The 21,281-nt window shown below is 39.6% G+C and carries 13 protein-coding genes and 1 pseudogene; 5 read left to right on the top strand and 9 right to left on the bottom strand.

Going from position 1 to position 21,281, the window contains the following annotated elements; translation table 11 throughout:
- The 4 genes and pseudogenes from B9T25_RS12880 to B9T25_RS12865 form a co-directional block, all read left to right on the top strand.
- Positions 1–2,329, top strand: a 2,329-nt coding sequence (locus tag B9T25_RS12880) for an OmpA family protein (protein WP_143222476.1), incomplete at its 5' end; no start/stop codon positions are given.
- A gap of 9 nt (positions 2,330–2,338) precedes the next feature.
- The gene (locus B9T25_RS12875) at positions 2,339–6,049 is read left to right on the top strand and encodes a hypothetical protein (RefSeq protein ID WP_086188808.1); all 3,711 of its coding nucleotides are present in this window, start codon (positions 2,339–2,341) and stop codon (positions 6,047–6,049) included.
- Between the two features lie 286 nt (positions 6,050–6,335).
- Positions 6,336–6,751: pseudogene (locus B9T25_RS14705) on the top strand (IS630 transposase-related protein).
- On the top strand, positions 6,702–7,016 hold the full coding sequence (locus B9T25_RS12865; RefSeq protein WP_086188807.1) for a transposase: 315 nt from the start codon (positions 6,702–6,704) through the stop codon (positions 7,014–7,016). The pseudogene B9T25_RS14705 and the gene B9T25_RS12865 overlap by 50 nt, the downstream one beginning before the upstream one ends.
- Positions 7,017–7,133: 117 nt before the next feature.
- Here B9T25_RS12865 and B9T25_RS12860 read toward each other — a convergent pair whose 3' ends face one another.
- From B9T25_RS12860 to dnaE, 5 genes are all read right to left on the bottom strand, one after another.
- Entirely contained in the window at positions 7,134–9,143 is a 2,010-nt protein-coding gene (locus tag B9T25_RS12860; RefSeq protein ID WP_086188814.1) for an esterase/lipase family protein, read from the bottom strand.
- A gap of 124 nt (positions 9,144–9,267) precedes the next feature.
- Positions 9,268–10,182 carry an ABUW_2363 family tetratricopeptide repeat lipoprotein gene (locus B9T25_RS12855; protein ID WP_086188806.1) on the bottom strand — a complete coding sequence of 305 codons (915 nt, stop codon included), beginning with the start codon at positions 10,180–10,182 and terminating at the stop codon, positions 9,268–9,270.
- 111 nt (positions 10,183–10,293) lie between these two features.
- Entirely contained in the window at positions 10,294–11,100 is an 807-nt protein-coding gene (cysE, locus tag B9T25_RS12850; RefSeq protein WP_086188805.1) for a serine O-acetyltransferase, read from the bottom strand.
- On the bottom strand, positions 11,093–11,950 hold the full coding sequence (locus B9T25_RS12845; protein WP_086188804.1) for an RNA methyltransferase: 858 nt from the start codon (positions 11,948–11,950) through the stop codon (positions 11,093–11,095). Before B9T25_RS12845 ends, cysE begins: the two co-directional genes overlap by 8 nt.
- Before the next feature lie 27 nt (positions 11,951–11,977).
- Complete coding sequence (gene dnaE, locus B9T25_RS12840; protein WP_086188803.1) at positions 11,978–15,541, bottom strand: DNA polymerase III subunit alpha; 3,564 nt, start codon at positions 15,539–15,541, stop codon at positions 11,978–11,980.
- 245 nt (positions 15,542–15,786) lie between these two features.
- Between dnaE and B9T25_RS12835 the strand changes: the two genes are divergently transcribed.
- The gene (locus tag B9T25_RS12835) at positions 15,787–16,548 is read left to right on the top strand and encodes a DUF4184 family protein (protein ID WP_086188802.1); all 762 of its coding nucleotides are present in this window, start codon (positions 15,787–15,789) and stop codon (positions 16,546–16,548) included.
- Between the two features lie 100 nt (positions 16,549–16,648).
- Here the strand turns inward: B9T25_RS12835 and B9T25_RS12830 are convergent, their stop codons facing one another.
- The 4 genes from B9T25_RS12830 to purD all read right to left on the bottom strand — a co-directional run bounded on the left by B9T25_RS12830 (position 16,649) and on the right by purD (position 21,257).
- The gene (locus tag B9T25_RS12830) at positions 16,649–17,344 is read right to left on the bottom strand and encodes a methionine ABC transporter permease (RefSeq protein WP_086188801.1); all 696 of its coding nucleotides are present in this window, start codon (positions 17,342–17,344) and stop codon (positions 16,649–16,651) included.
- Positions 17,341–18,366 carry a methionine ABC transporter ATP-binding protein gene (locus B9T25_RS12825; protein ID WP_086188800.1) on the bottom strand — a complete coding sequence of 342 codons (1,026 nt, stop codon included), beginning with the start codon at positions 18,364–18,366 and terminating at the stop codon, positions 17,341–17,343. The genes B9T25_RS12830 and B9T25_RS12825 overlap by 4 nt, the downstream gene beginning before the upstream one ends.
- Before the next feature lie 73 nt (positions 18,367–18,439).
- Positions 18,440–19,309 carry a MetQ/NlpA family ABC transporter substrate-binding protein gene (locus B9T25_RS12820; RefSeq protein ID WP_086188799.1) on the bottom strand — a complete coding sequence of 290 codons (870 nt, stop codon included), beginning with the start codon at positions 19,307–19,309 and terminating at the stop codon, positions 18,440–18,442.
- Positions 19,310–19,973: 664 nt separating this feature from the next.
- Positions 19,974–21,257, bottom strand: coding sequence for a phosphoribosylamine--glycine ligase (gene purD, locus B9T25_RS12815; protein ID WP_086188798.1), 1,284 nt, complete (start codon positions 21,255–21,257; stop codon positions 19,974–19,976).
- Positions 21,258–21,281: the final 24 nt, after the last annotated feature.

Genomic DNA, 21,281 nt, shown 5'->3' with positions numbered 1-21,281 from the left:
GAACGATACTTTAGGTCAAGGCTTAACGTATGTGAGCGGTACAGCACCAAGCGGTTGGGCGATTACTGGCTCAGGCAAATCAATCAGCATTACTGCACCAAAAGGCCAAGTGCCTGGCAGCTATAGCGTGACGTATAAAGCGTTGGTGGGTGCAGATGCAGTGAACAATGTGGTGAACAATGTCACAGCATCGGGTGGAGATACGCCAAGCTGTACGACATGTACAACCACGACACCCGTGACTAGGGTCATTCAGGCTATAGATGATAATTATGGTATTCATAAAGGTAGTGGTCAGGAAAAAATAGTAGGTAATGCCTATACAGAAAATGACACATTGAATACTTCATCATTTAACCCTTCAAGTATTACAGGAAAAATATTAACCCCTGCTGCACCTGTTAATGGTAGTTCATTAGTTCCTTTATTAAATATTACGACAGGTAATGTAACCGTTCCTGCTGGGACCCCAGTGGGTGATTACACGATCTATTATCAAATTTGTGACAATCTAGGACTGCTTAATTGTTCTACGGCATACATCAAAGTGGGTGTTGTTGCAGATGAGTCGTTGCTGCGTATTGTAAAATCGGCGGCAGTGAAACATGTAAAAGTGGGTGATTTTGTTCGCTACACGATCCAGCTTAGTAATATTGGACAGGTGGATGTACAAAATGCCCAATTGATTGATACACCTGCTGCAGGATTTAGCTATGTTACTGGTTCTTTAACCAGTTCAGGTTTGGGGGGCAGTGTTACTGCAACAGGTATCAAACCTGTGGTGTTTAATGGTATTCATTTGGCAGTTGGGCAAACAGGCACGATTAGTTATCTCACTAAAGTCGGTGCTGGTATTCAACAAGGTACACATATCAATACGGCTATTACCAAAAACTCAGATGGGGATGATATTTCTAATAAAGCGACGGCTTCTGTTCAGTCAGCCAATGATCCATTGCTTGATGAGTCATTGATTTTTGGTACAGTGTTTAATGACCGAGATCGTGATGGATGGCAAGATAGTGCTGCTGTTAGTGGGTTAGTTGCTAAAGGTGGATTTGCAGCTAATGCATATGTTGCGAATTCAACTGAGGTCAATACAGGGTTAGGTTTTGAAGTTGAACCTGATGCGAGTGCACCATTATTACATGGTATCCAGCTCGGTCAGATTAAAGCACGTCAATCTGAAGCAGACCCAATAAGTAAGCATCAGATCATTATCCGTCAGAAACTCAAAACACCTTCATTTACAGATGATTTTGTATTGAGTAATGATCAAGGTGTCGTGGTTCGTATGACGAAAACTGGCGCTATTCAGGTTGAAAAAACAGGAGAGGCGAAAGCGGGTAGAAATGCTGTTGATCTGGATGTAAAACGTGCAGTAACGTCAGTCTCTGATGGTTATCTGGTTGAATATACAATCCAAAGTCGCGGTATTGACGAAAAAGGAATCCCAGGTGTGCGTATTGCTTCGGTGGAAGGAATTCTGATGGAAACGGATCAGTTTGGTCGTTACCACTTAACTGGTGTAAATGGCGGAAATTGGGATAGAGGGCGTAATTTTATCCTTAAAGTTGACTCGAGTACCTTGCCACTTGATGCAGAGTTTACGACTAACAATCCATTATTACGTCGTATTACTCCTGGACTACCTGTCCGCTTTGACTTTGGTGTCCATACCCAACCAGAGCTGTTACAAGGTAAATCTGTGGTGACAGATTTGGAACTTGGTGAGGTTTTGTTTGAGCCAAATAAAGCGGTTGTGCGTGAAAAATACTTCCCTGTATTTAAAACCATTGCAGAAAAAGTTGAACAATTCCATGGTGGAAATCTAACCATTATGGCAACTGGTGAGCATGAGGCTCTTGCATTTTCCAGAGCTCAAGCCGTGCAAAATGAGTTGAAGAAAAATCTGTCACAAGCCGTTTTAGCTCAAACGCAAATTGCGGTGCAGACCAATCTAAATGGTCAAAGCCAGTTTGTTAGTGGGCTAAGTGAACAGAGCATCATTCTTGGTACTGTTTTATTTAAGACAGATAAAGCAGATGTCGACCCACGCTTTCTTCCTTTACTTAAACAGATTGCACAACATTTGAATCAGTCCAAAGGCAATATTGTATCCATTGTCGGGCATACCGATGTCCGTGCGAATCATGAGTACAACATGAAACTTGGATTGCGACGTAGTCAGGCGGTTTATCAAGCATTGCTGCCTTATTTGTCGGATGAGGTCAAACAGAAGTTACAGGTGACTATTTTAAATCAGATGGAAAAATCCCAGACTTTGAAAAATAGCCAATCTTCAACTCAGCATAAAGTGAATAAATAAGGGGCTACCATGAAAGTTAAATTATTGAGCTATATGATTGCCTCATTCATGGCTGGGATGACACCATCGGTATGGGCAGATATTCATTCAGAAAATCCAGCATCATCTAAGGATCATGATGCAAGCACTGGTTGTCAAAGTGACCAGTGCTTTGAGGACGGAAAGCTACTCTTCCGTTTAGCATCTCAAAGTTATGATGAGCCGGTTTCTCAAGGAACATCTAAAAAATCAAGCGCTAATGAGTTATCAACTGATCGACGAGTAACCCTTAGTGTGGCTTCTGAAGCAGTACCTGGAATTGCTAAAGTTAAAGGTAATTTCTATGCTGAACTGCCTCATGGCGGAGTTGTTTGGGCGACAGAAGATCCATCTCCTGGGCGTGCTGAACTTACGGTATCTGGACCTGCTGTAGTACCATTTTTCAATGGTAAAATTAGTAAACCAGTCACTTTTTTTACACGTAGCAATTACTCTGCGTTTATCGATCGTATGGAGCTTTTGGTTTTCAAGAGCAGTGATACCGACTATGTAACACCTTTAGCAAAAATCCCTTTAAGGGTTGGTGCGGTGACAGATACAGAATGGGATGGACAGCTATCTGCTGCATATCAATATCGAGAAGGTGATCAGCTAATTTATATTGTCCGTGCTTATGGGCAAAATGGGCAGTTTGATGAGACTTATCAAAGTCAATTCCAACTGGTTAGTCCAGAGGAAGAACAGCGCAATAATACTTTATTACGCAATAATCTTGAAAAGAGCATGAATACAGCCTTGAATGCTCAGGATGCCGTTCAACAAAGTTTGATTAATGAGGTGTTTGCTGGGAATGGTTTAAGACAACAGAATATTTTATTCCATGGCTCCAAAATTCGGGTACAGGGGCGAAATATTTCTAGTAATAGCCGTTTGGAGATTAATGGACAAACTTATCCTGTTGATCAGGAAGGGAAGTTTGTTGCCGAATACCTCATGCCTGTGGGGCAACATCAGTTTAATATTCGAGTTGATGATGGTCAGAATAAGGTTGAGAAAACATTACCTATTAATGTCACTGGGAAGTATTTTTTTGCGACGGCTATTGCCGATGTGACTGTGCAGGAACAAAAAATAAATGGTTCCAATGAAATCGCAGCGAATGCGAATCGAGATGATGACATTCTTACAGATGCTAGATTAGCATTTTATGTGAAGTCCAAAATCAAGGCTAAATATCTAATTACAGCACAGGCCGACACAACAGAACGAGATATTAAAGAACTATTCACAGGCTTTACAGACTCTTATCCTGAAGATGTATTTAGACGTCTCGATCCAGATCAGTATTATCCAACGTATGGTGATGATTCAACTACGACTAGGGATGTTGATACTCAGGGACGTATGTATCTTCGTGTTGATTGGGATAAAAGTCAGGCATTGTGGGGTAACTATTCGACTAGTTTTAGCGGAACAGAGTTAGCTCAATACCAACGTTCGCTTTATGGTGGGGCATTAGATTGGAGAAGCAATTCGTCCACTATATATGGCGATGAGAAAACTAGAATACGTTTATTTGGGTCGGATGCGAATACTGCCCATGGACATACAGAATTACAGGGAACGGGCGGAAGTCTATATTACCTACGCCATACCGATATTATTCCGGGTTCAGACAATGTGGTTTTGGAAGTACGTGATAAAACAACAGGTCGGACTATATCGACTAGACAGTTAATCAGTGGTGCGGATTATGAGTTCGATGCTTATCAAGGGCGCATCATTACCCGAAGACCGTTATCCCAAATTGCTAATGAAGATCGTAATAGCATTACCATAGAGACTCCTTTGGATGGCTATGAGCAACGTTTACTGGTCGATTATGAATATTCACCGCAAGGTCTAGATGATCAGTTGACCATGGGCGTACGCGCCAAACATTGGCTAAATGACCATATTGGTATAGGCGCAACCTATGTCGATGAGCAAAATTCTGGTGATGATTATAAACTGAAGGCCGCTGATCTTACGCTCAAGGCAGGACGAGGCACGTATTTAAAAGTTGAACATGGGCAAAGTGAAGCGACCAGTGTTCCTGTATTTTTTTCAGATAATGGTGGCTTAAGTTTTGTACAGCTAACATCGAATATTCCAAGAGATGGCAAGGCAACCTCAGTTGAGGCTCGTGTTAACCTAAAAGAACAAGGCTTAACCAAGCATGATTGGAGTGCTGGTGCTTGGTGGAGGAATCTCGATGCGGGTTATTCTTCTGCTCGAACCGACTTTTTAGGTCAAGAAATCACGGAATATGGTGCCGAAGTCCTTGGTGAGCTTAAACCTGACTTGAATCTCTATAGTAAACACAGTCGTGCCGAACGCGGTAATGAAAGTTTGACTCAAAACCAGCTAACAACAGAATGGCGTTTGAATGATGAGCAAACACTGACTGCTGAACTTAAACATGTGGATGAACAGCGATTAAATGGTGATGCTGCGGGCACACTTGCAGCAGTAAAATACAGCCAGAGAATCACACCTTCACTGGAAATGTATGGCACAGGACAAGTCACGCTAGACAAACAAGATCTTTATACAAGTAATGATGCTGTTACTATCGGTGGGCGTTATTTGTTTGGCAATCAGTCATCGGTCAGTGCGGCTGCAACCTCGGGTAGTCGTGGAAACTCTGCAACTGTTTCAGGGGAACATCAACTTACAGCTGAACATAGTTTGTATGGTGCTTATACCGTTGCAGCAGATACAACGCAATATGACAGCTTATTTAATCAGAATAATCAGGCTGGATGGACACTTGGGCAACGCTGGCGTCTAACTCAACGTACCAATGTCTATAATGAAAGTCAGTATCTAAAAGACCTACGAACCGGTAATGCATTGGTCCATACTTTTGGTATGGACTTTTATCCTGCAGAAAATTGGAATCTTGGCTATTCCTTGCAGCACGGTGACCTTGAAGCGACCAGTGGTGATGTTAAACGTAAAGCTGTTAGCGTTTATGGTGGCAGAACAACACCTGCGACCAACTGGCAGAGTAAAGTTGAATGGCGTGAAGACTCAGGTAGTGAAGAGCGTACACAATGGGTGACGACGAATACTTTACGTCATAAAATAAATGACAGTTGGACTTTAGCAGCAAAAGCCAACTATTCTGAAACACGTGACCATTTGCTTTCAGAAGCAGGTGCAAAATTTGCAGAAAGCAGTTTAGGCTTTGCTTATCGTCCATGGGATAATTCACGTTGGGGTGTTTTTGGTCGCTATACTTATGTTTACGACCTATCTTCGCTAGGGCAGGTAGGGAGTAATGATATTACGTCATCTTCGGCTGCATATTATGACCAACAGTCTCATGTGGCATCTCTGGAGGGGGTTTATCGTTGGACTCACCGCTTTGAAACAGCATTAAAACTTGCAGATCGTGTGGGCAAAGTTCGTTTGGGACGAGATCAAGGACAATGGTTTGATTCAGATACCATGTTTACAGCCATTCAAGCTCGTTATGAAATCATAAATAGCTGGCATGCGCTTGGCGAATATCGTTGGTTGAATGTCCAAGATGACGGAAACAAACAAGGGGTTCTAATTGGTCTGGATAAAGATATTACCCAGAACTTCCGAGTAGGTGTGGGGTATAACTTTACCGAGTTTAATGGCGATCTTACACGGGTAGATGATTACAACAATAAAGGTTGGTTCCTTAATTTTGTTGGTTATTACTAATACATTAAGCATATGGTTCGTGTGAAAGCACAAACCATATGCTTTTTAATTTAACAACTCTTGATTACTTTTTTAATTCAATTAGTTGTTGCATATAAATAGCTGTATTTTGAATTAAAGTAATCTTTATTGGATCTCTTTTTCTACCAATTAAAATCATTCTATTCAATACAGTAATTTATGTGTGAACTTTATTTGATTGATTTAGAAGAGTTTTTTATGTTTATTTACTCCTTAAATATTTGAATACATTTATATTTAAACTATTAAAAATATAAGACAATAGATTTTTAATAGTTATTCAGAACACTTTAGAAAGAAAGTATTCGCTAAGCTTGGAAGGTTATTCCATCCGAGCAGTCGCCTCATAATTTGAAATGGATGAAAATACGATTTTAAGTTGGCAAAACGAATTGAAATTAAATTAAACGAACCCGCCCACGCAAGCCTTCCAAAATTGATGATCAAGCTTTACGAGATGATGTCGAAAAGTATCCCCTTGGGTAACAGTGTTACTCATCTCAATATGAGTGTGCTCAGCGTTTTGATTGTGGTCAATCTTCTATTGGTGATGCATTGAGGTGGTTGGGGATTGCGGTTGAAAAAGACGCTAAGCCATCCAAAAATAGATCCAGAACTCAGGAAGAAGTTTATGGATTCTCTCGATCTATTAAAGATCAAATATCCCATCATTTATCTTGATGAAAGTGGATTCAAATCTCATGAGCATCGGCCTTTAGTATCAAGCATCATTGTGATGGATAATGCGACTTTCCATAAAAGATGGGATACACAAGAGTTACTAAAAAGTTATAGTCATCAAGTTTTATGGTTACCGCCTTATCGCCCTGATTTAAACTCAATAGAAAATATGTCGGCATGGGTTAAACGCAAGCGTAAGGAATGGCTGGTAGGTTTTATTGATTTATTATTTCAAATGTTTTTTCATGTTTGTATGAAGAATTAGGCGGCTTGACTATAGTGAATCATCATTATGCTGATTGTCATTTCCATGACCACGCAACGGATTAAACCGTTATGTGGTGATAATCTAGCCATACCTAATTCTATATATTACTGTTCACTAAGGCTTATGCAAACCTAGTTGCGTCAAATGTAGGCGTAATATGCGACGCAATTCTAAAACGGCTTCAGGTGTTTCCTGAATAGAATGCCCACCGTGGATAATTTTTTCAGAAACAGCACCATTTAAGTGTGCACTTTTATACGGCACGATATCATCGGTAATCAGATTAAGATCATCACTCTTGGTGGCATTGCCAATAATAGAATGGAAAGCTAGACCTTTACGAGGAGTAACGTCTTTGGTCAGTTCCATAAATTTTGATTGATAACTTAAATCACTTGGACCATTTTGAATTAACCCATGATCAATCTGTTTTAATAAATCTTTAAAGTCCAAATCTTGGCTTTGTAAGGTATCGCCTATGGCTGAAAGGAATGTACCTGGTAAGCGAATGATTTTACGTGCTGCTTTGGTAAACCATCGATCGGCAAATTCTGTTCCTCTATGTGGTGAGGCAAGGAAAATAGCGCGACTAAAATTAGGAATATCTTTAATGATTAAACGTTGCGATACGATAGGTAGATTTTTATATTTATTTAATTGGCGATGACTCATCATGGATAACGCTTTTTGGGTCAGGTTGGCATCACTGACCAATAGTCGGGAAATAATCCCACCCATGCTATGTCCAACAAGAACAGCATCTTTTTTTGCAGCGGCTTTAGGATCAATTTGGGAAAAAGCTTGGTTGAGTAAGGCATAAATCTGTAAGCGGCTTTCAATAATGGGCATATTGGTTGAATAGAATACTTGCCATACTTGGAAGTTTTCACGTAGCACAGGGTCGCCCATAATGTCATTGGTGAGTCGTATCCAAGCTTCTGGGCTACTGGCTAGACCATGAACCAATACAATGATCTTTTTATTCGGATTATAGGGTTCCAGCATATATAAATGAGGCATGGTGAGATGATTATCACGATCGATCAGGGTTAAGTATGCGGCTTTACCTAAATTGTTTTGTGCCAGCCATAAACCATAGGGAGTGGAAAAGTTGGCTGCAAGTGGATACGTTTTACCCGCCATCAAGACATGGTCATACTTGTAAGGATCAAAGGCTTTTAATTCAAACTCTGGATTATTTAAAATATCTTCAATACTACTGGCTGATTTAGGTTGCATGGTAATTGTTGCAGCTAAATAGCGTGCTTGGTGGATATTTGGATTGATGCCATTTTTGTAGCTAAAATTGATCGGATCAATAATATATTTATTCTTATCTTCGGTAATATTATTTTTAGCTTGGGGTAAAACAACGACGAATTCAGAACCAAAACCATCACGACGGTTAATGGAACGCAGACCAGAAAAATTGAGATTATAACTGGAGAGAAGCAGTTCAATTTTTTGTTGTTTTAGTTGAGGATAATGATCAAAGTTGATGCTGTAGATACTTTTGCCAACTTTGATTTGCTGTTTCACTTCTGTTGGTTTGTAACGTAGAGCATAAGTTGAAACCAATTTTGCTATGGCTAAATTATAAAAATCTCGAATTTGTACTTGTCTGTTATCAAAAATACGGTCTTGCGGGCCACGTTTGGTTTTGAACATGTAGGCATAACTATAGCGGATGCTTTTATCCAACATATAGAGCTGTTGATCTAAGCATTTTTCATACGTGGCTTGTTGTAACTTTTGTTTTTCTTCAGACTTGGTGCTGGTTAAAATGCTGACCTTACAATCACTTGATTTTTCATGTGCTAAAGCTTTGGCTAAGTAGACTTCACTTGCGGTAGAAAGAATTTGTTCATCTTGAATTTGAGGGATTTGTTGTATTTCTTGGATGCACTGTTCAGGTTTGTCAGAGCAAATTTTTGCTTCACGCCCTGTCATCGAGAGTACATTTAAACTGGCTTCACTCAATTTGTTGCGGGTGAGTATACTTTCTCGTTCATTGCTAATCGTGACATTGATGGCCTGTTTTTTGACACTGACGATTTGACAACCGGTCAATAGATAACTACTCAATAGTGTGGCAAACAAAATTTTGTGTAGCGAGTTTGGCATAAAGGTCATCTGCATTAAGTATTTGTTTGAGTTTTTCTTCATCATACAATCATTTTTCTAATTTTCCATGTATATAAACAAAAATAGACCGTACGAGACGGTCTATTTAATGATGCCTTAAAAACTAAGATGCTTTAGGTGAATTAAGTACTTGCCATACGTTCCAACGACCTTGTTTTTCAACTTCATTGATTAAACGGTCAGTGACTTCTGCTTCTTGTGGATATTTTGCTTTGTAATTTTTCAAAGTTTGAATCGCATTTTTCTTCTGTTCCATGGCAATATAGTTATTTGCCGCAGACAGATAAGCTTCTTGTACGCCTGCTTTCATAGCTCTATCTAAATATGGAATCGCTTCACGTTGACCACCACCTTCAGACAAACCAAAGCCAAACCAAAAGTTTGCTTCAGCATCTTCTTGATTAATTTTTAAAATACGCTGTGCATAGGTTAAAGACTTGGTGGTGTAGACTGAACCTAAATCAAGGTTACGTGCCATCACACTGGCTTTGAATGCACGAATAAGGACATCGAAAGAAGCATTATCTTTAACGGCTAAGGTATCTAGCTGTTGTGTTAATTCTTTGAGCTTAGCTTCAAAACCTTTACGTTCTTGACGTTCACTAAAGCGAGGTGGGTAATGGCGTGCTTTACCTTCAACCAGTTGTAGAAAGTCATCAATTTCAGTGATGTCGATTTCATTGTCACCAGCAAGAACAGCATATTTTAAAGTACGTTGATTACTGTTCACTGTTGGAATAATCAGTTTATTAACATCTAAAGTCATTTTTTTAGATGGATCACTTTGCAGATTAACTTCCATTTTAGTCACTGGCTGTGCAGCAGCTTGTTTAAGTGCAATTTCAAATGGAGGCGGTGCATCGTAATTAAATGGATTTAGTGCATAGAATGGCGCAGTTAAATCAGGTTCAGTGAAGATGATTGGGCTATTCGGTTTTTTATCTGTAGTTGGTGCCATGCTACATGCGGAGAGCAAAGACATTGCAACTAATGTACATGCCAAAGGCTTAAGTGTCATATGGGTCATCCATTCATTTAATTTTAAAATTGATCAATAAGCACATTTGTCAGTCTAAGAAAACTCTGATAAACATGCAAGTTAGCGCTTGTTAATATTTAAATAACGTTTTTAGGCTTTAGATTGAGTGCCTTGAGCTTCACATTCGCGTCGCACATCTTCAATAATTTTAAGTTCTTCAACACTAAAAGGTTGTTCATCTTGTTGCTTCTTAAATGAAGGATCAAGCAAGGATAAACGCTGACATAATGTATTCATGCGTTTTTCATTATGCTGAATGCGATCAAGTAGAACACGCATACCCTCTAAAATTGGATCAGATTGATCTTGCGTTGCTGCATATGGCTGGAAACCAATACTTTCGGCATAATCACGACGACGTGCTTCTTCAGCATCTTTAGGCTTATCTTTGGTGATAAAACGGGCAGGGTTGCCGACTGCGGTGGTATCAGGCGGAACTTCTTTGGTCACAACGGCATTAGAACCCACTTTCGAGTTTTTACCAACGGTAAATGGTCCCAGAATTTTTGCACCAGCACCGACTACCACACCATCTTCTAATGTCGGATGGCGTTTACCTTTATGCCATGTTGTACCACCCAATGTCACGCCATGATATAGCGTGACATCATCACCAATTTCAGCCGTTTCGCCAATCACCACACCCATGCCGTGATCGATAAAAAAACGACGCCCAATTTTAGCACCTGGGTGAATTTCAATACCTGTGGCAAAACGACTAAAAGAAGACAACAGGCGAGCAGAGCCTTTACACTCTTTTTGCCAAAGTTCATGGGCAACACGGTGCATGATGAGCGCGTGAATACCTGGATAAGTGGTTAGAACTTCCAAAGTGTTTCGAGCTGCGGGGTCGCGCGCGAATACAGCTTGTATATCTTCTTTGAGCTGTTTAAGCATTAGGTTGATCCTCTGAAGAATCTATTGTTTTGTCTACTGATTTTTTCCATGTACCATTATTCATCGCTTGTACACGAGTGAATATGCCACGAAGTAAATGGTATTCCATACGGTCTAATTGTATACGTCCAAATAGGCGACGCAAGCGTAAAGGTAATAATCTTGGATTTTTTGGGTCCATAAATTCAATTTCAGCTAACATTTTTTCAATGTGAGGGTAAAACTGTTCCATTTGTTCATGGGTGACTAAAGGCTCATCCCAATGCATAGATTCTGTTTCAGTCACAAGCATGGTTGCTTCAGAACTTTCCTTTTGTTCCACAAACTCCATCGCAGCCATGCGCATTTCATAGCAAATCACTTGAATGGCTTGTGCAACATTCAATACGCCATAATCAGTATTTACAGGAATAGTGACGTGATAATTCGCCATCGCCAACTCTTCATTGGTCAAGCCACGATCTTCACGACCAAACACGACAGCAATTTCTTGTTGGTCTTTAACAACAGCATTAAGCGATTTTTTAGCGGCAGGGCGTGCATCAAGCAATGGCCACGGAATGGTACGGCTACGCGCACTGGTGCCAAAAACAAGGTGACAATCTTTAATCGCATCTTCTAAAGTCGCTACAATTTCAATCTGTTCGATTAAATCTGCGGCACCTGCGGCTAAAGCATTAATATCGGGATGCGGATAGGTTTTAGGCGCAACCAACACCAGCTTAGATAAGCCCATGGTTTTCATTGCTCTTAACGCACTGCCAATATTTGCAGGTAATGTGGTATTCACCATGACAATACGCACATGGGAAAGATGTGCTGAAACAACAGCATTGTCAACTTGACTCATAAGGTGTCCAATTTAAATATTTAAAAATTAAGAATATTGGTTGGCTTCAGCCTGATACATGTCCATTGCATCATCCATGCTCACATTGGCAGGTGGCGGTGCAATTTGTACAGGCTTACTATACTGTACGGCTTTTGCGGCCTTAGATTTCACTTGATATTCGATATGGATGACATCTTTACCAAAATAATCGCGTAATTTAGCCAGTAATTCATCCTGTGGTGCAACTTTCCAATTTAATCCCAAGTGAACTTCGGCAGAAGCATAGGGATAATCAATTTGTAATTGCATTGGAATATGATTGCACATATCGACATTACAAAATGGCAGCAAAATCTTTTGTAAATCTAGACTGAGTGATTTAGTCAGATGTTCAGCAGCCAATTTAATTTGAATACTATTGGCACGTTTCTGACGGATTTCATTGAGACTAAAAGCTTTGGTTAGTCGTCCCATTGGGCGATCATAACCTTCACGCTCATAGATTTCACCTTCAATCACCACCACACGGTCGGCTTGGATAATATCTTTAAAGCGTTGGAAGCGTTCATGGTTGGCAGACACTTCAATTCGTGCTGTACCATCATCTAAGGTGACCATCATACGATTTGGGAAGTTGGCAACATCCACCACCAAGCCTGCAAAAACGGTAGTAACACCGCGACGTGTTGGCGTTAATTCATTAATACGTACAGGAATAAAAGATTTTAATTCTGGACGATAGACATCAATCGGGTGTCCAGTTAAATATAAGCCAAGGGTGTCTTTTTCACCTTTGAGACGAACTTCATCTGACCACGGTTTAACAGGTTTGGCTGGTTTACGTTGAACTTCTTCAACTTCACCAAATAAATCCATGATGCCTGTTTCACGATTAGAGCGTGCTTGATCAGCTGCTTGCACTGCTTCAGGTAATTGCGCCATGATGCTGGCACGATCAATGCCTAAGCAATCTAAAGCACCTGAACGGATCAGTGCTTCTAAGGTTCGTTTATTGATTTTTTTCAAATCAATACGATGGCAGAAATCAAACAAATCTTTGTAAGGACCATCCTGCAAGCGTGAATCAATCACCGATTGCATAGCGGCTTCACCGACACCTTTAATTGCCCCTAAACCATAGACAATGGTTTTTTCATCGCTGGCATAGAACTGATAAAAAGACATGTTAATCGAAGGAGGAAATACTTCTAAGTTATTAATTCGACAGTCATCAATTAAAAATACAATACTGTCGGTATTTTGCATTTCTGAAGTGAGTACTGCTGCCATAAATTCAGATGGATAGTAGGCTTTTAGCCATGCCGTTTGGTAAGCAACGAGGGCATAGGCTGCCGCATGTGATTTGTTAAAACCATAGCCAGCGAATTTTTCCATATAGTCGAAGATATGGTTGGCAGTCGATTCATCAATGTCTTTTTGCGCTGCACCTTCAATAAAGATTTGACGTTGTTTAACCATTTCCTCAGGTTTCTTTTTACCCATGGCACGACGTAACATGTCTGCGCCACCAAGCGTATAGCCTGCACAATATTGCGCGGCTTGCATCACCTGTTCTTGGTAAACCATAATTCCGTAAGTTGGCTCTAATACACCTTCTAATAAGGGATGCAGATACTCAAACTCACCACCATGCATACGGTGAATAAAGTCAGGAATAAGATCCATTGGACCCGGACGGTACAAGGATACAAAGGCAATAATTTCTTCAAACTTACTTGGACGTGCCTCTTTCAGCATTTTTTTCATGCCGACGGATTCAAACTGGAATATCGCAGTGGTATTGGCATTTGCAAAAATTGAATAGGCTTTTGGGTCGTCTAACGGAATATAAGTAATATCGACTGATTTTTCAGGACCAATACGTTTATTAATATTTTGAATGGCATCTTCAATCACGGTTAGGTTACGTAAGCCTAAAAAGTCGAATTTAACCAAACCTGCTGATTCAACATCATCTTTATCGAATTGAGCAACACGGTTGGTGCCATCCGCATCGCACATCACGGCTGAATAATCGGTAATTTTACCTGGTGCAATCACTACACCACCGGCATGTTTACCCGTATTACGGGTAATACCTTCAAGTTTTAAAGCCATTTCCCAGATTTCGGCTGCATCATCATTGTCTGGGTTGGACGGGTTGGTCACGATATCTTTAAGCTGGGGTTCGATATCGATAGCACCACGAAGGTCTACACCTAAGGGTTTGGTCGGGATCATTTTCGAGATACGATCCGCCAGACCATAAGATTTTCCGAGTACCCGCGCGACATCTCGAATCGCACCTTTCGCTGCCATCGTCCCGAAAGTCGCAATTTGTGAGACGGCTTCACGACCATAATGACGCGCAACATAGTCAATGACGCGGTCACGACCTGCAATACAGAAGTCGATGTCAAAGTCGGGCATGGAGACACGTTCTGGATTCAAGAAACGTTCGAATAGCAGGTCGTAACGGAGTGGATCCAGATCGGTGATTTTTAAACTATAGGCAACTAATGAGCCTGCACCTGAACCACGTCCGGGTCCAACTGGTACGCCATTATTTTTCGACCATCGGATGAAGTCCATGACGATGAGGAAGTAACCGGGGAATCCCATGTTTAAGATGGTGCCAATTTCATAGGCTAGGCGTTCATCATAAACTTTACGAATTTCAGCCCAATCTTCATCGCGTTTTTCAGCTGGATAAAGGACGTTTAAACGTTCTTCTAAGCCTTCCTGAGAAACATGCTCAAAGAAGGTATCAATGGTATGACCTTCAGGTACTGGGTAATCTGGAAGGTCATTGAAGCCTAAACGCAAGCTAACATTACAGCGTTTAGCGATATGGTAGGTATTTTCAATCGCAGATGGAATGTCTGAAAAAAGTTCCGTCATTTCCTCGGCAGTTTTGAAATATTGTTCAGAACTATAATAACGAGGACGACGACTGTCGCCTAAAACATAACCATCGGCAATACAGACACGGGCTTCATGTGCTTCAAAATCTGTTTGTGCAATAAAATGCACATCGTTATGCGCAACGACACCAATATTGTATTTTTGAGCCAGTTTGACTGCCCCAGCAATGAAACTTTCTTCATCAGGGCGATCGGTACGGGTTAGGGCTAAATAAACACGGTCCCCAAATTTTTCAATCCATTCTTCTAATAGCGCGTCGGCTTTTTGTGGATTGGATGAATTGAGCATTTTACCAACATCACTATGCATGCCCAAAAGTACGATAATGTCTTGGTTTTGTTCAAGAACCCAATCTTTTTGTACACACGGAATATCAAGTTTCTGACCTTCAATAAAGCCACGCGAAACAATTTCAGTGAGACTGCGCCAGCCTTTATTGGTCATTGAAAGCAGAGTGACTTTATGTTCTGCATCATTCAGGCGAATGTTACTGCCCAAAATAGGCTTAATGCCTTTATCTAGACATTTTGTATAAAATTTAACTGCGGCATGTAAGTTAGATAAATCTGTTAATGCCAAAGCTGGCATTTCATCATTCACTGCAGCTTTAATAAGATCAGGTATACGTACGATAGATTCCGTAATTGAAAATTCTGTATGTATACCAAGATGAACAAAGTGCATAAATGAGTCCCTGCAAAAACCGTCGGCTATTTTAGCATGGCCCGCAGTCAATCTGAGGGATATTCAAGTGATTTGGCGAAGTTTTATTTGATTATTGAAGCTCAATCACCTAGATCAGGGGGCACTTGGCGAGGTTAAAGTATTTAGCAATCGAGACTCTATGTTTATTTTAGATTGATTTAGGCTTTTACAGCAGTTTTAATTCATAATATTCTTCTTTCTAAGAAAAACAGAAATTTAAAACCATGCCTTTTACATTTTCGCATACAGTGGCAGCATTTCTTTTTAAGCCTTGGCTAAATAGATTATCGCTAACTGGCGTTGTTCTTGGATGTATGGCGCCAGATTTTGAATACTTCTTAAGAATGAGAATGCAGGGGGAATTTGGGCATCATATTGCTGGAATTCTTCTTTTTGATCTGCCAGTTTCAATTTTAATTGCTTTAGTTTTTCATCAAGTGATTCGTAATGAAATGATTGAAAACTTACCTTGGTTTTTGAAAAAACGGTTTATTGTTTTTCAGAGGTTTGATTGGTTTGGATATTTTAAGAACCACTATTTTATGGTCATTATTTCGATTTTTTTAGGAATTTTCACCCATATAACATGGGATGCTTTTACGCATCAAACAGGTTTTTTTGTTCAGAAATGGGTTGTTTTGCAAGATACTGTTTCAATTGCAGATTTCAATATACCGCTGTATAAAATTTTCCAGCATTTAAGTTCCAGTTTGGGACTGATGATTATTGCTATTTATTTTTTTAAACTACCGTCTTATACAAATATTCAGAAAAATAATGAAAGAAAAACCCTGTGGATGTATTGGGGAGCGATATTGGTATTGCTCGGGTGTTTGCTTGGCTTATGGTCAAGTTTCAATAATGATTTAAAGTTTTCTTTGGTTCATGTGTTGGTCGCCGCAATAGCATGTTCGTTTTGGAGCATCTTAATTGTGTCTTTGTTTTTTAAGATGATGAAAAATAGAAAGATAATAAACATTAAATGAGCCATTTTCTTTTCTGGAAAAATAAGTGCAGCCCATGAAATCCATATAATAAAAAGCCCTCAAATTTGTGAGGGCTTTAAACATTTGCTTGAATCATACTTTATCTTAATTTGGCTAACCAATCGCCCATAGTTTGAACAATTTGAACCAAGAGTAACAGCACGATCACTGTTAAAATCACCACACTGGTATCAAAGCGTTGATAGCCATATGAAATTGCTAAATCACCAATACCGCCTGCACCCACTGCACCGGCCATCGCCGTTGCGCCAATTAAACTAATCGTGGCAGTGGTTAAGTTTAAAATCAGTGAGCTACGCGCTTCAGGTAAAATAAACTTGAAAATAATCTGTAGTGGGGTTGCGCCCATGGCTTGAGCTGATTCCACAATACCATCATTGACTTCAAGTAATGATGTTTCAATCAACCGTCCCATATATGGGCCAATATAAATGGTCAAAGGCACAATGGCTGCCCATGTGCCAATTGAAGTCCCGACTAAAAATTTAGTTAAAGGAATCACAGCAATTAATAAGATAATGAAGGGCAGTGAACGTAGCGCATTCACAATTGGATTTAAAATATGGTACATCGCACGATTGGGTAAAATACCATCAGGGCGTGAAACCAATAAAATAATGGCTTGAATAAAACCCCAGATACAGCCAAACAGCATAGCAAAGAACACCATGTGAAAGGTTTCTTGCAATGCAGTAATAAATTGATCAATCGAAAGGGAGCTTTTCCAAAAGGAAGAAGTTGCTTCAGTCAGCCATTGTACAATGAGGTCTCTCATGGCTGTACTCCTGATTGCTCAACTTCCACACCACTTTGCTTTAAAAATTCAATGGCTTGTTGAATGATTGCTGGGTCGCCTAACAATTGAATAAACATTTGTCCAATCACAGTGCCATTAATTTCAGTCATATTGGCAAATAAAATATTTAAGCTAATATCAAATTTTTTAATTACTGCTTGAACCACTGTTTCTTGCGCAGATTTGCCCAAGAATTGCAGGCAATAAATACTGTTGTGGTTCTGATTTTCCAGATTATTCAAAATATTGATAGGCAGTTGTTGCCGTAATACAGTTTGAATGAAATTTTTGGTGGTTGGATGTTGCGGTCGACTGAAAATATTAATTGTTGAACCTGTTTCAATGACCTTACCTTGTTCCATGACAGCAACATAATCACAAACAGTCTCAATCACATCCATTTCATGGGTGACCATGACGATGGTAATCCCTTGCTCTTGATTAATCTTTTTAAGAAGAGCCAGAACTGATTTTGTAGTTTGTGGGTCAAGAGCTGAAGTGGCTTCATCACAAAGTAAAATTTTAGGATGATTGGCTAAGGCACGAGCAATACCCACGCGCTGTTTTTGACCACCAGAAAGCTCATCAGGGAAGGCATCTTTCTTATGTTTTAGGTCAATAAAATCAAGCAATTCATTGAGACGCTTTTCACGCTCAACTTTACTAATGCCCAAAAGTTTCAGTGGTATTTCAATATTTGCAGCCACAGTTTTGGTTTGTAATAAGTTGAAATGCTGAAAGATCATACCAATATTTGCACGTTCTTGACGTAATGAGCGTGCATCTAAAGCGGTAAAGTCTTTTTGATTAATAATCACTTGACCTTGTGTGGGACGTTCGAGCAAATTGATCAAACGAATTAAGGTACTTTTACCTGCACCACTATAGCCAATAATGCCAAAAATACTGCCTGCTGGAATCTCCAGATTAATCTGGTCCAGAGCATGTATGGTTTGACCTTTTAGCTCATAATGTTTTGAAATGTCTTTAAATTCAATCATATCGTCAAAAACTGTACAAAAAAGAAAAAACAGGCAAAGTTAATTTGCCTGTTTTGATATGCGAAGTATATTACTATTTTGCGTCAGTAAGATAGCTTACAGGTTTGTTTACATCAATTTTAGTACCACCAAAGTGTTCTTGAACATATTTGTTCACAGCTTCAGTGTGATATAACTCACCTACTTTTTGCAATAAAGCATCATTTTTACGAGATTCAGCAACAGCTAAAATATTGACATTTAATTTTGTGCTTTGATCCACTGGTTCATAGTAGATCGAATCTTTAAGTACGTTTAAACCGCCTTCCATTGCCAGTGTATTGCCTAGAATGATCGCATCCACTTCGTCTTTAACACGTACAGCAGTTGCCATTTGAATTGGCTTGATCACGATTTTTTTCGCATTTTCAGTGACATCACTTGGTGTCCCTGTTGCAGGGTTAAAATCTGCTTTAAGTTTGATTAAACCAGCAGATTGTAAAAGTAATAACGCACGTGCTTCATTTGCAGCATCATTTGGAATTGCAATGGTTGCCCCATTGGCAAATTCTTCAACTTTTTTGACTTTGCTTGAGTAAATACCCATAGGTTCAAGATAAGTTGTCGAAACAGGTGCGATCTTTTCTTTATTACCCTCATTGAAAGCCACTAAATAGGCATATGATTGGAAGGCATTAATATCGACTTCTTTGTTTGCAACAGCAGTATTCATGGCTACATAGTCAGTGAAGTTTTTCACTTCAAGTTTAATACCTGCTGCTTTTGTTTCAGGTAAGGTTGCAATATAACGCCAAATATCAGCATCAGAACCAGTCGATACCATAACAACGGTTTGTTCTTTTGCTGTATCGGTTTTTGCTGCATCAGTCGCAGGTGCTTCTGGTTTTGAGCAACCAGCGAGACCAACGGTTAAACCTAATACCAATCCAAGGAGCTTTTTCATGTATTCATCCTAAGTAAATTTAATTTTGGCTTTAAATTTACGCATTATTCATTGAAGAGATTAAGTCAAAATCGAGATCAGTATAAAGCGAAGGAGTGATTACAGTCATCATCTCCAAATGTTTCTCTGATCTATGCACAGCACTATAGAATGAACAAATTATGCTATCCAATGAGCAATCTGGTGAATATCAAATTAAAACAATTATAATGTGTTTTAAATCATTGTATTCATTCACGAGATTGTATTTCAACTCAATCAAAATTTGCCTCATCATAACAATAAATCTATATGCAATATAGTGAATAAAAACTTAACAATTATCTCTTTTATAGAATAGCAAAGGCGAGATATTTGAAAATTTCATAATAAAAACAATATATTATTTAAAATTATATTAATAATTCGTAAAATATTGTTTTTATTGCTTCTTTATAACTTTTTTTTCAGTCTAAATCTAAAAAATAGATAATAAGAATAATGTTTTAGAAAGTGATGTTTTATGGTGTAAGTTTATTGATTGTCCAGCTCTTATGATAGGTTTCTTGCAGGGAGTATTTTTTAGCGATAATTTGTTTTAGTCAGCGAAATAGGGCGGCTTGATCAGAAAAATAAAAAAGCCCACACAAAGCGGACTTTTTTAAATCTTTTGAAAAACTAAGCTTTAAGCATTTTCACGCGCAATGGCACGGTAACCAATATCTTTACGATATTGAACGCCATCAAAAGTCACTTTTTCACAAAGTTCTAATGCTTTTGCTTGCGCTTCACCAATAGTATTGCCCAATGCTGTTACGCAAAGCACACGACCACCAGCAGTCACGATCTCGCCATTTGCATTTACAGCAGTACCTGCGTGGAAAACTTTAGCATCGGTCATTTCAGTGTCTAAACCTGAAATCACATCATCTTTGCTTGAAGTTTCTGGGTAGCCTTTAGATGCAAGTACGATACCGACAGTTTTGCGCTCATCCCATTCCGCTTCCGCAGGTAAATTGCCTGCAATGCCAGCTTCAACCAAATCAACTAAAGATGATTTTAAGCGCATCATGATCGGTTGAGTTTCAGGATCACCAAAACGACAGTTGAATTCGATCACACGCGGCTGACCTTGTTCATCAATCATCAAGCCTGCATACAAGAAACCTGTATAGACATGACCATCGGCTGCCATACCATCAACGGTTGGGCGCATCACTTCTTTCATCACTTTGTCGAAGATTTCAGCTGTTACAACAGGAGCAGGAGAGTAAGCACCCATACCGCCAGTGTTTGGACCTTGGTCACCTTCAAAAATGCGTTTATGATCTTGTGAAGTTGCCATTGGTAAGATGTTGTTGCCATCAATCATACAAATGAAAGACGCTTCTTCACCATCAAGGAACTGTTCAACTACAACACGAGAACCTGCATCGCCAAATTTGTTACCTGCAAGCATATCATCAATGGCATCAAATGCTTCTTGATTGGTCATGGCAACAATCACGCCTTTACCCGCAGCAAGACCATCGGCCTTAATGACAATCGGTGCGCCATTTTGTTCAACATAGGCTTTAGCAGCCTCAACTTCTGTGAATACATCATAGAAAGCGGTAGGAATGTTGTGACGTTTTAAGAAATGTTTGGCAAATGCTTTAGAGCCTTCAAGCTGTGCAGCAAATTGGGTTGGCCCCCAAACTTTCACATCAGCAGCACGGCAAGCATCTACAACACCATTGACGAGTGGTGCTTCTGGACCTACAACAATTAAAGCAACATCATTTTCTTTAGCGAAAGCAATAATTGCCGCATTGTCTAAAATATCGATATTGACATTTTCGCATTTATTTTCAGTTGCAGAACCTGCGTTACCTGGTGCTACAAATACTTCTGCGACTTTGTCATCTTGTGCAATTTTCCATGCAAGTGCATGTTCACGACCGCCACTACCCAAAACTAAAATATTCATCGCTTCATACTCCATGAATCGAAA

Origin of the sequence: Acinetobacter sp. ANC 4470 (assembly GCF_002135335.1) — a bacterium.
GTDB lineage: Bacteria > Pseudomonadota > Gammaproteobacteria > Pseudomonadales > Moraxellaceae > Acinetobacter.
Note: the sequence above shows the minus strand (reverse complement) of the source record. Positions and strands in the feature narration are given on the sequence as shown.

Coding starts and splice junctions, on each gene's coding strand:
- B9T25_RS12825 (WP_086188800.1), bottom strand. CDS start 18,366: ATGATTGAATTTAAAGACATTTCAAAACATTATGAGCTAAAAGGTCAA.
- B9T25_RS12835 (WP_086188802.1), top strand. CDS start 15,787: ATGCCTTTTACATTTTCGCATACAGTGGCAGCATTTCTTTTTAAGCCT.
- B9T25_RS12830 (WP_086188801.1), bottom strand. CDS start 17,344: ATGAGAGACCTCATTGTACAATGGCTGACTGAAGCAACTTCTTCCTTT.
- B9T25_RS12860 (WP_086188814.1), bottom strand. CDS start 9,143: ATGCCAAACTCGCTACACAAAATTTTGTTTGCCACACTATTGAGTAGT.
- B9T25_RS12875 (WP_086188808.1), top strand. CDS start 2,339: ATGAAAGTTAAATTATTGAGCTATATGATTGCCTCATTCATGGCTGGG.
- B9T25_RS12820 (WP_086188799.1), bottom strand. CDS start 19,309: ATGAAAAAGCTCCTTGGATTGGTATTAGGTTTAACCGTTGGTCTCGCT.
- B9T25_RS12865 (WP_086188807.1), top strand. CDS start 6,702: ATGGATTCTCTCGATCTATTAAAGATCAAATATCCCATCATTTATCTT.
- dnaE (WP_086188803.1), bottom strand. CDS start 15,541: ATGCACTTTGTTCATCTTGGTATACATACAGAATTTTCAATTACGGAA.
- purD (WP_086188798.1), bottom strand. CDS start 21,257: ATGAATATTTTAGTTTTGGGTAGTGGCGGTCGTGAACATGCACTTGCA.
- B9T25_RS12855 (WP_086188806.1), bottom strand. CDS start 10,182: ATGACACTTAAGCCTTTGGCATGTACATTAGTTGCAATGTCTTTGCTC.
- B9T25_RS12845 (WP_086188804.1), bottom strand. CDS start 11,950: ATGAGTCAAGTTGACAATGCTGTTGTTTCAGCACATCTTTCCCATGTG.
- cysE (WP_086188805.1), bottom strand. CDS start 11,100: ATGCTTAAACAGCTCAAAGAAGATATACAAGCTGTATTCGCGCGCGAC.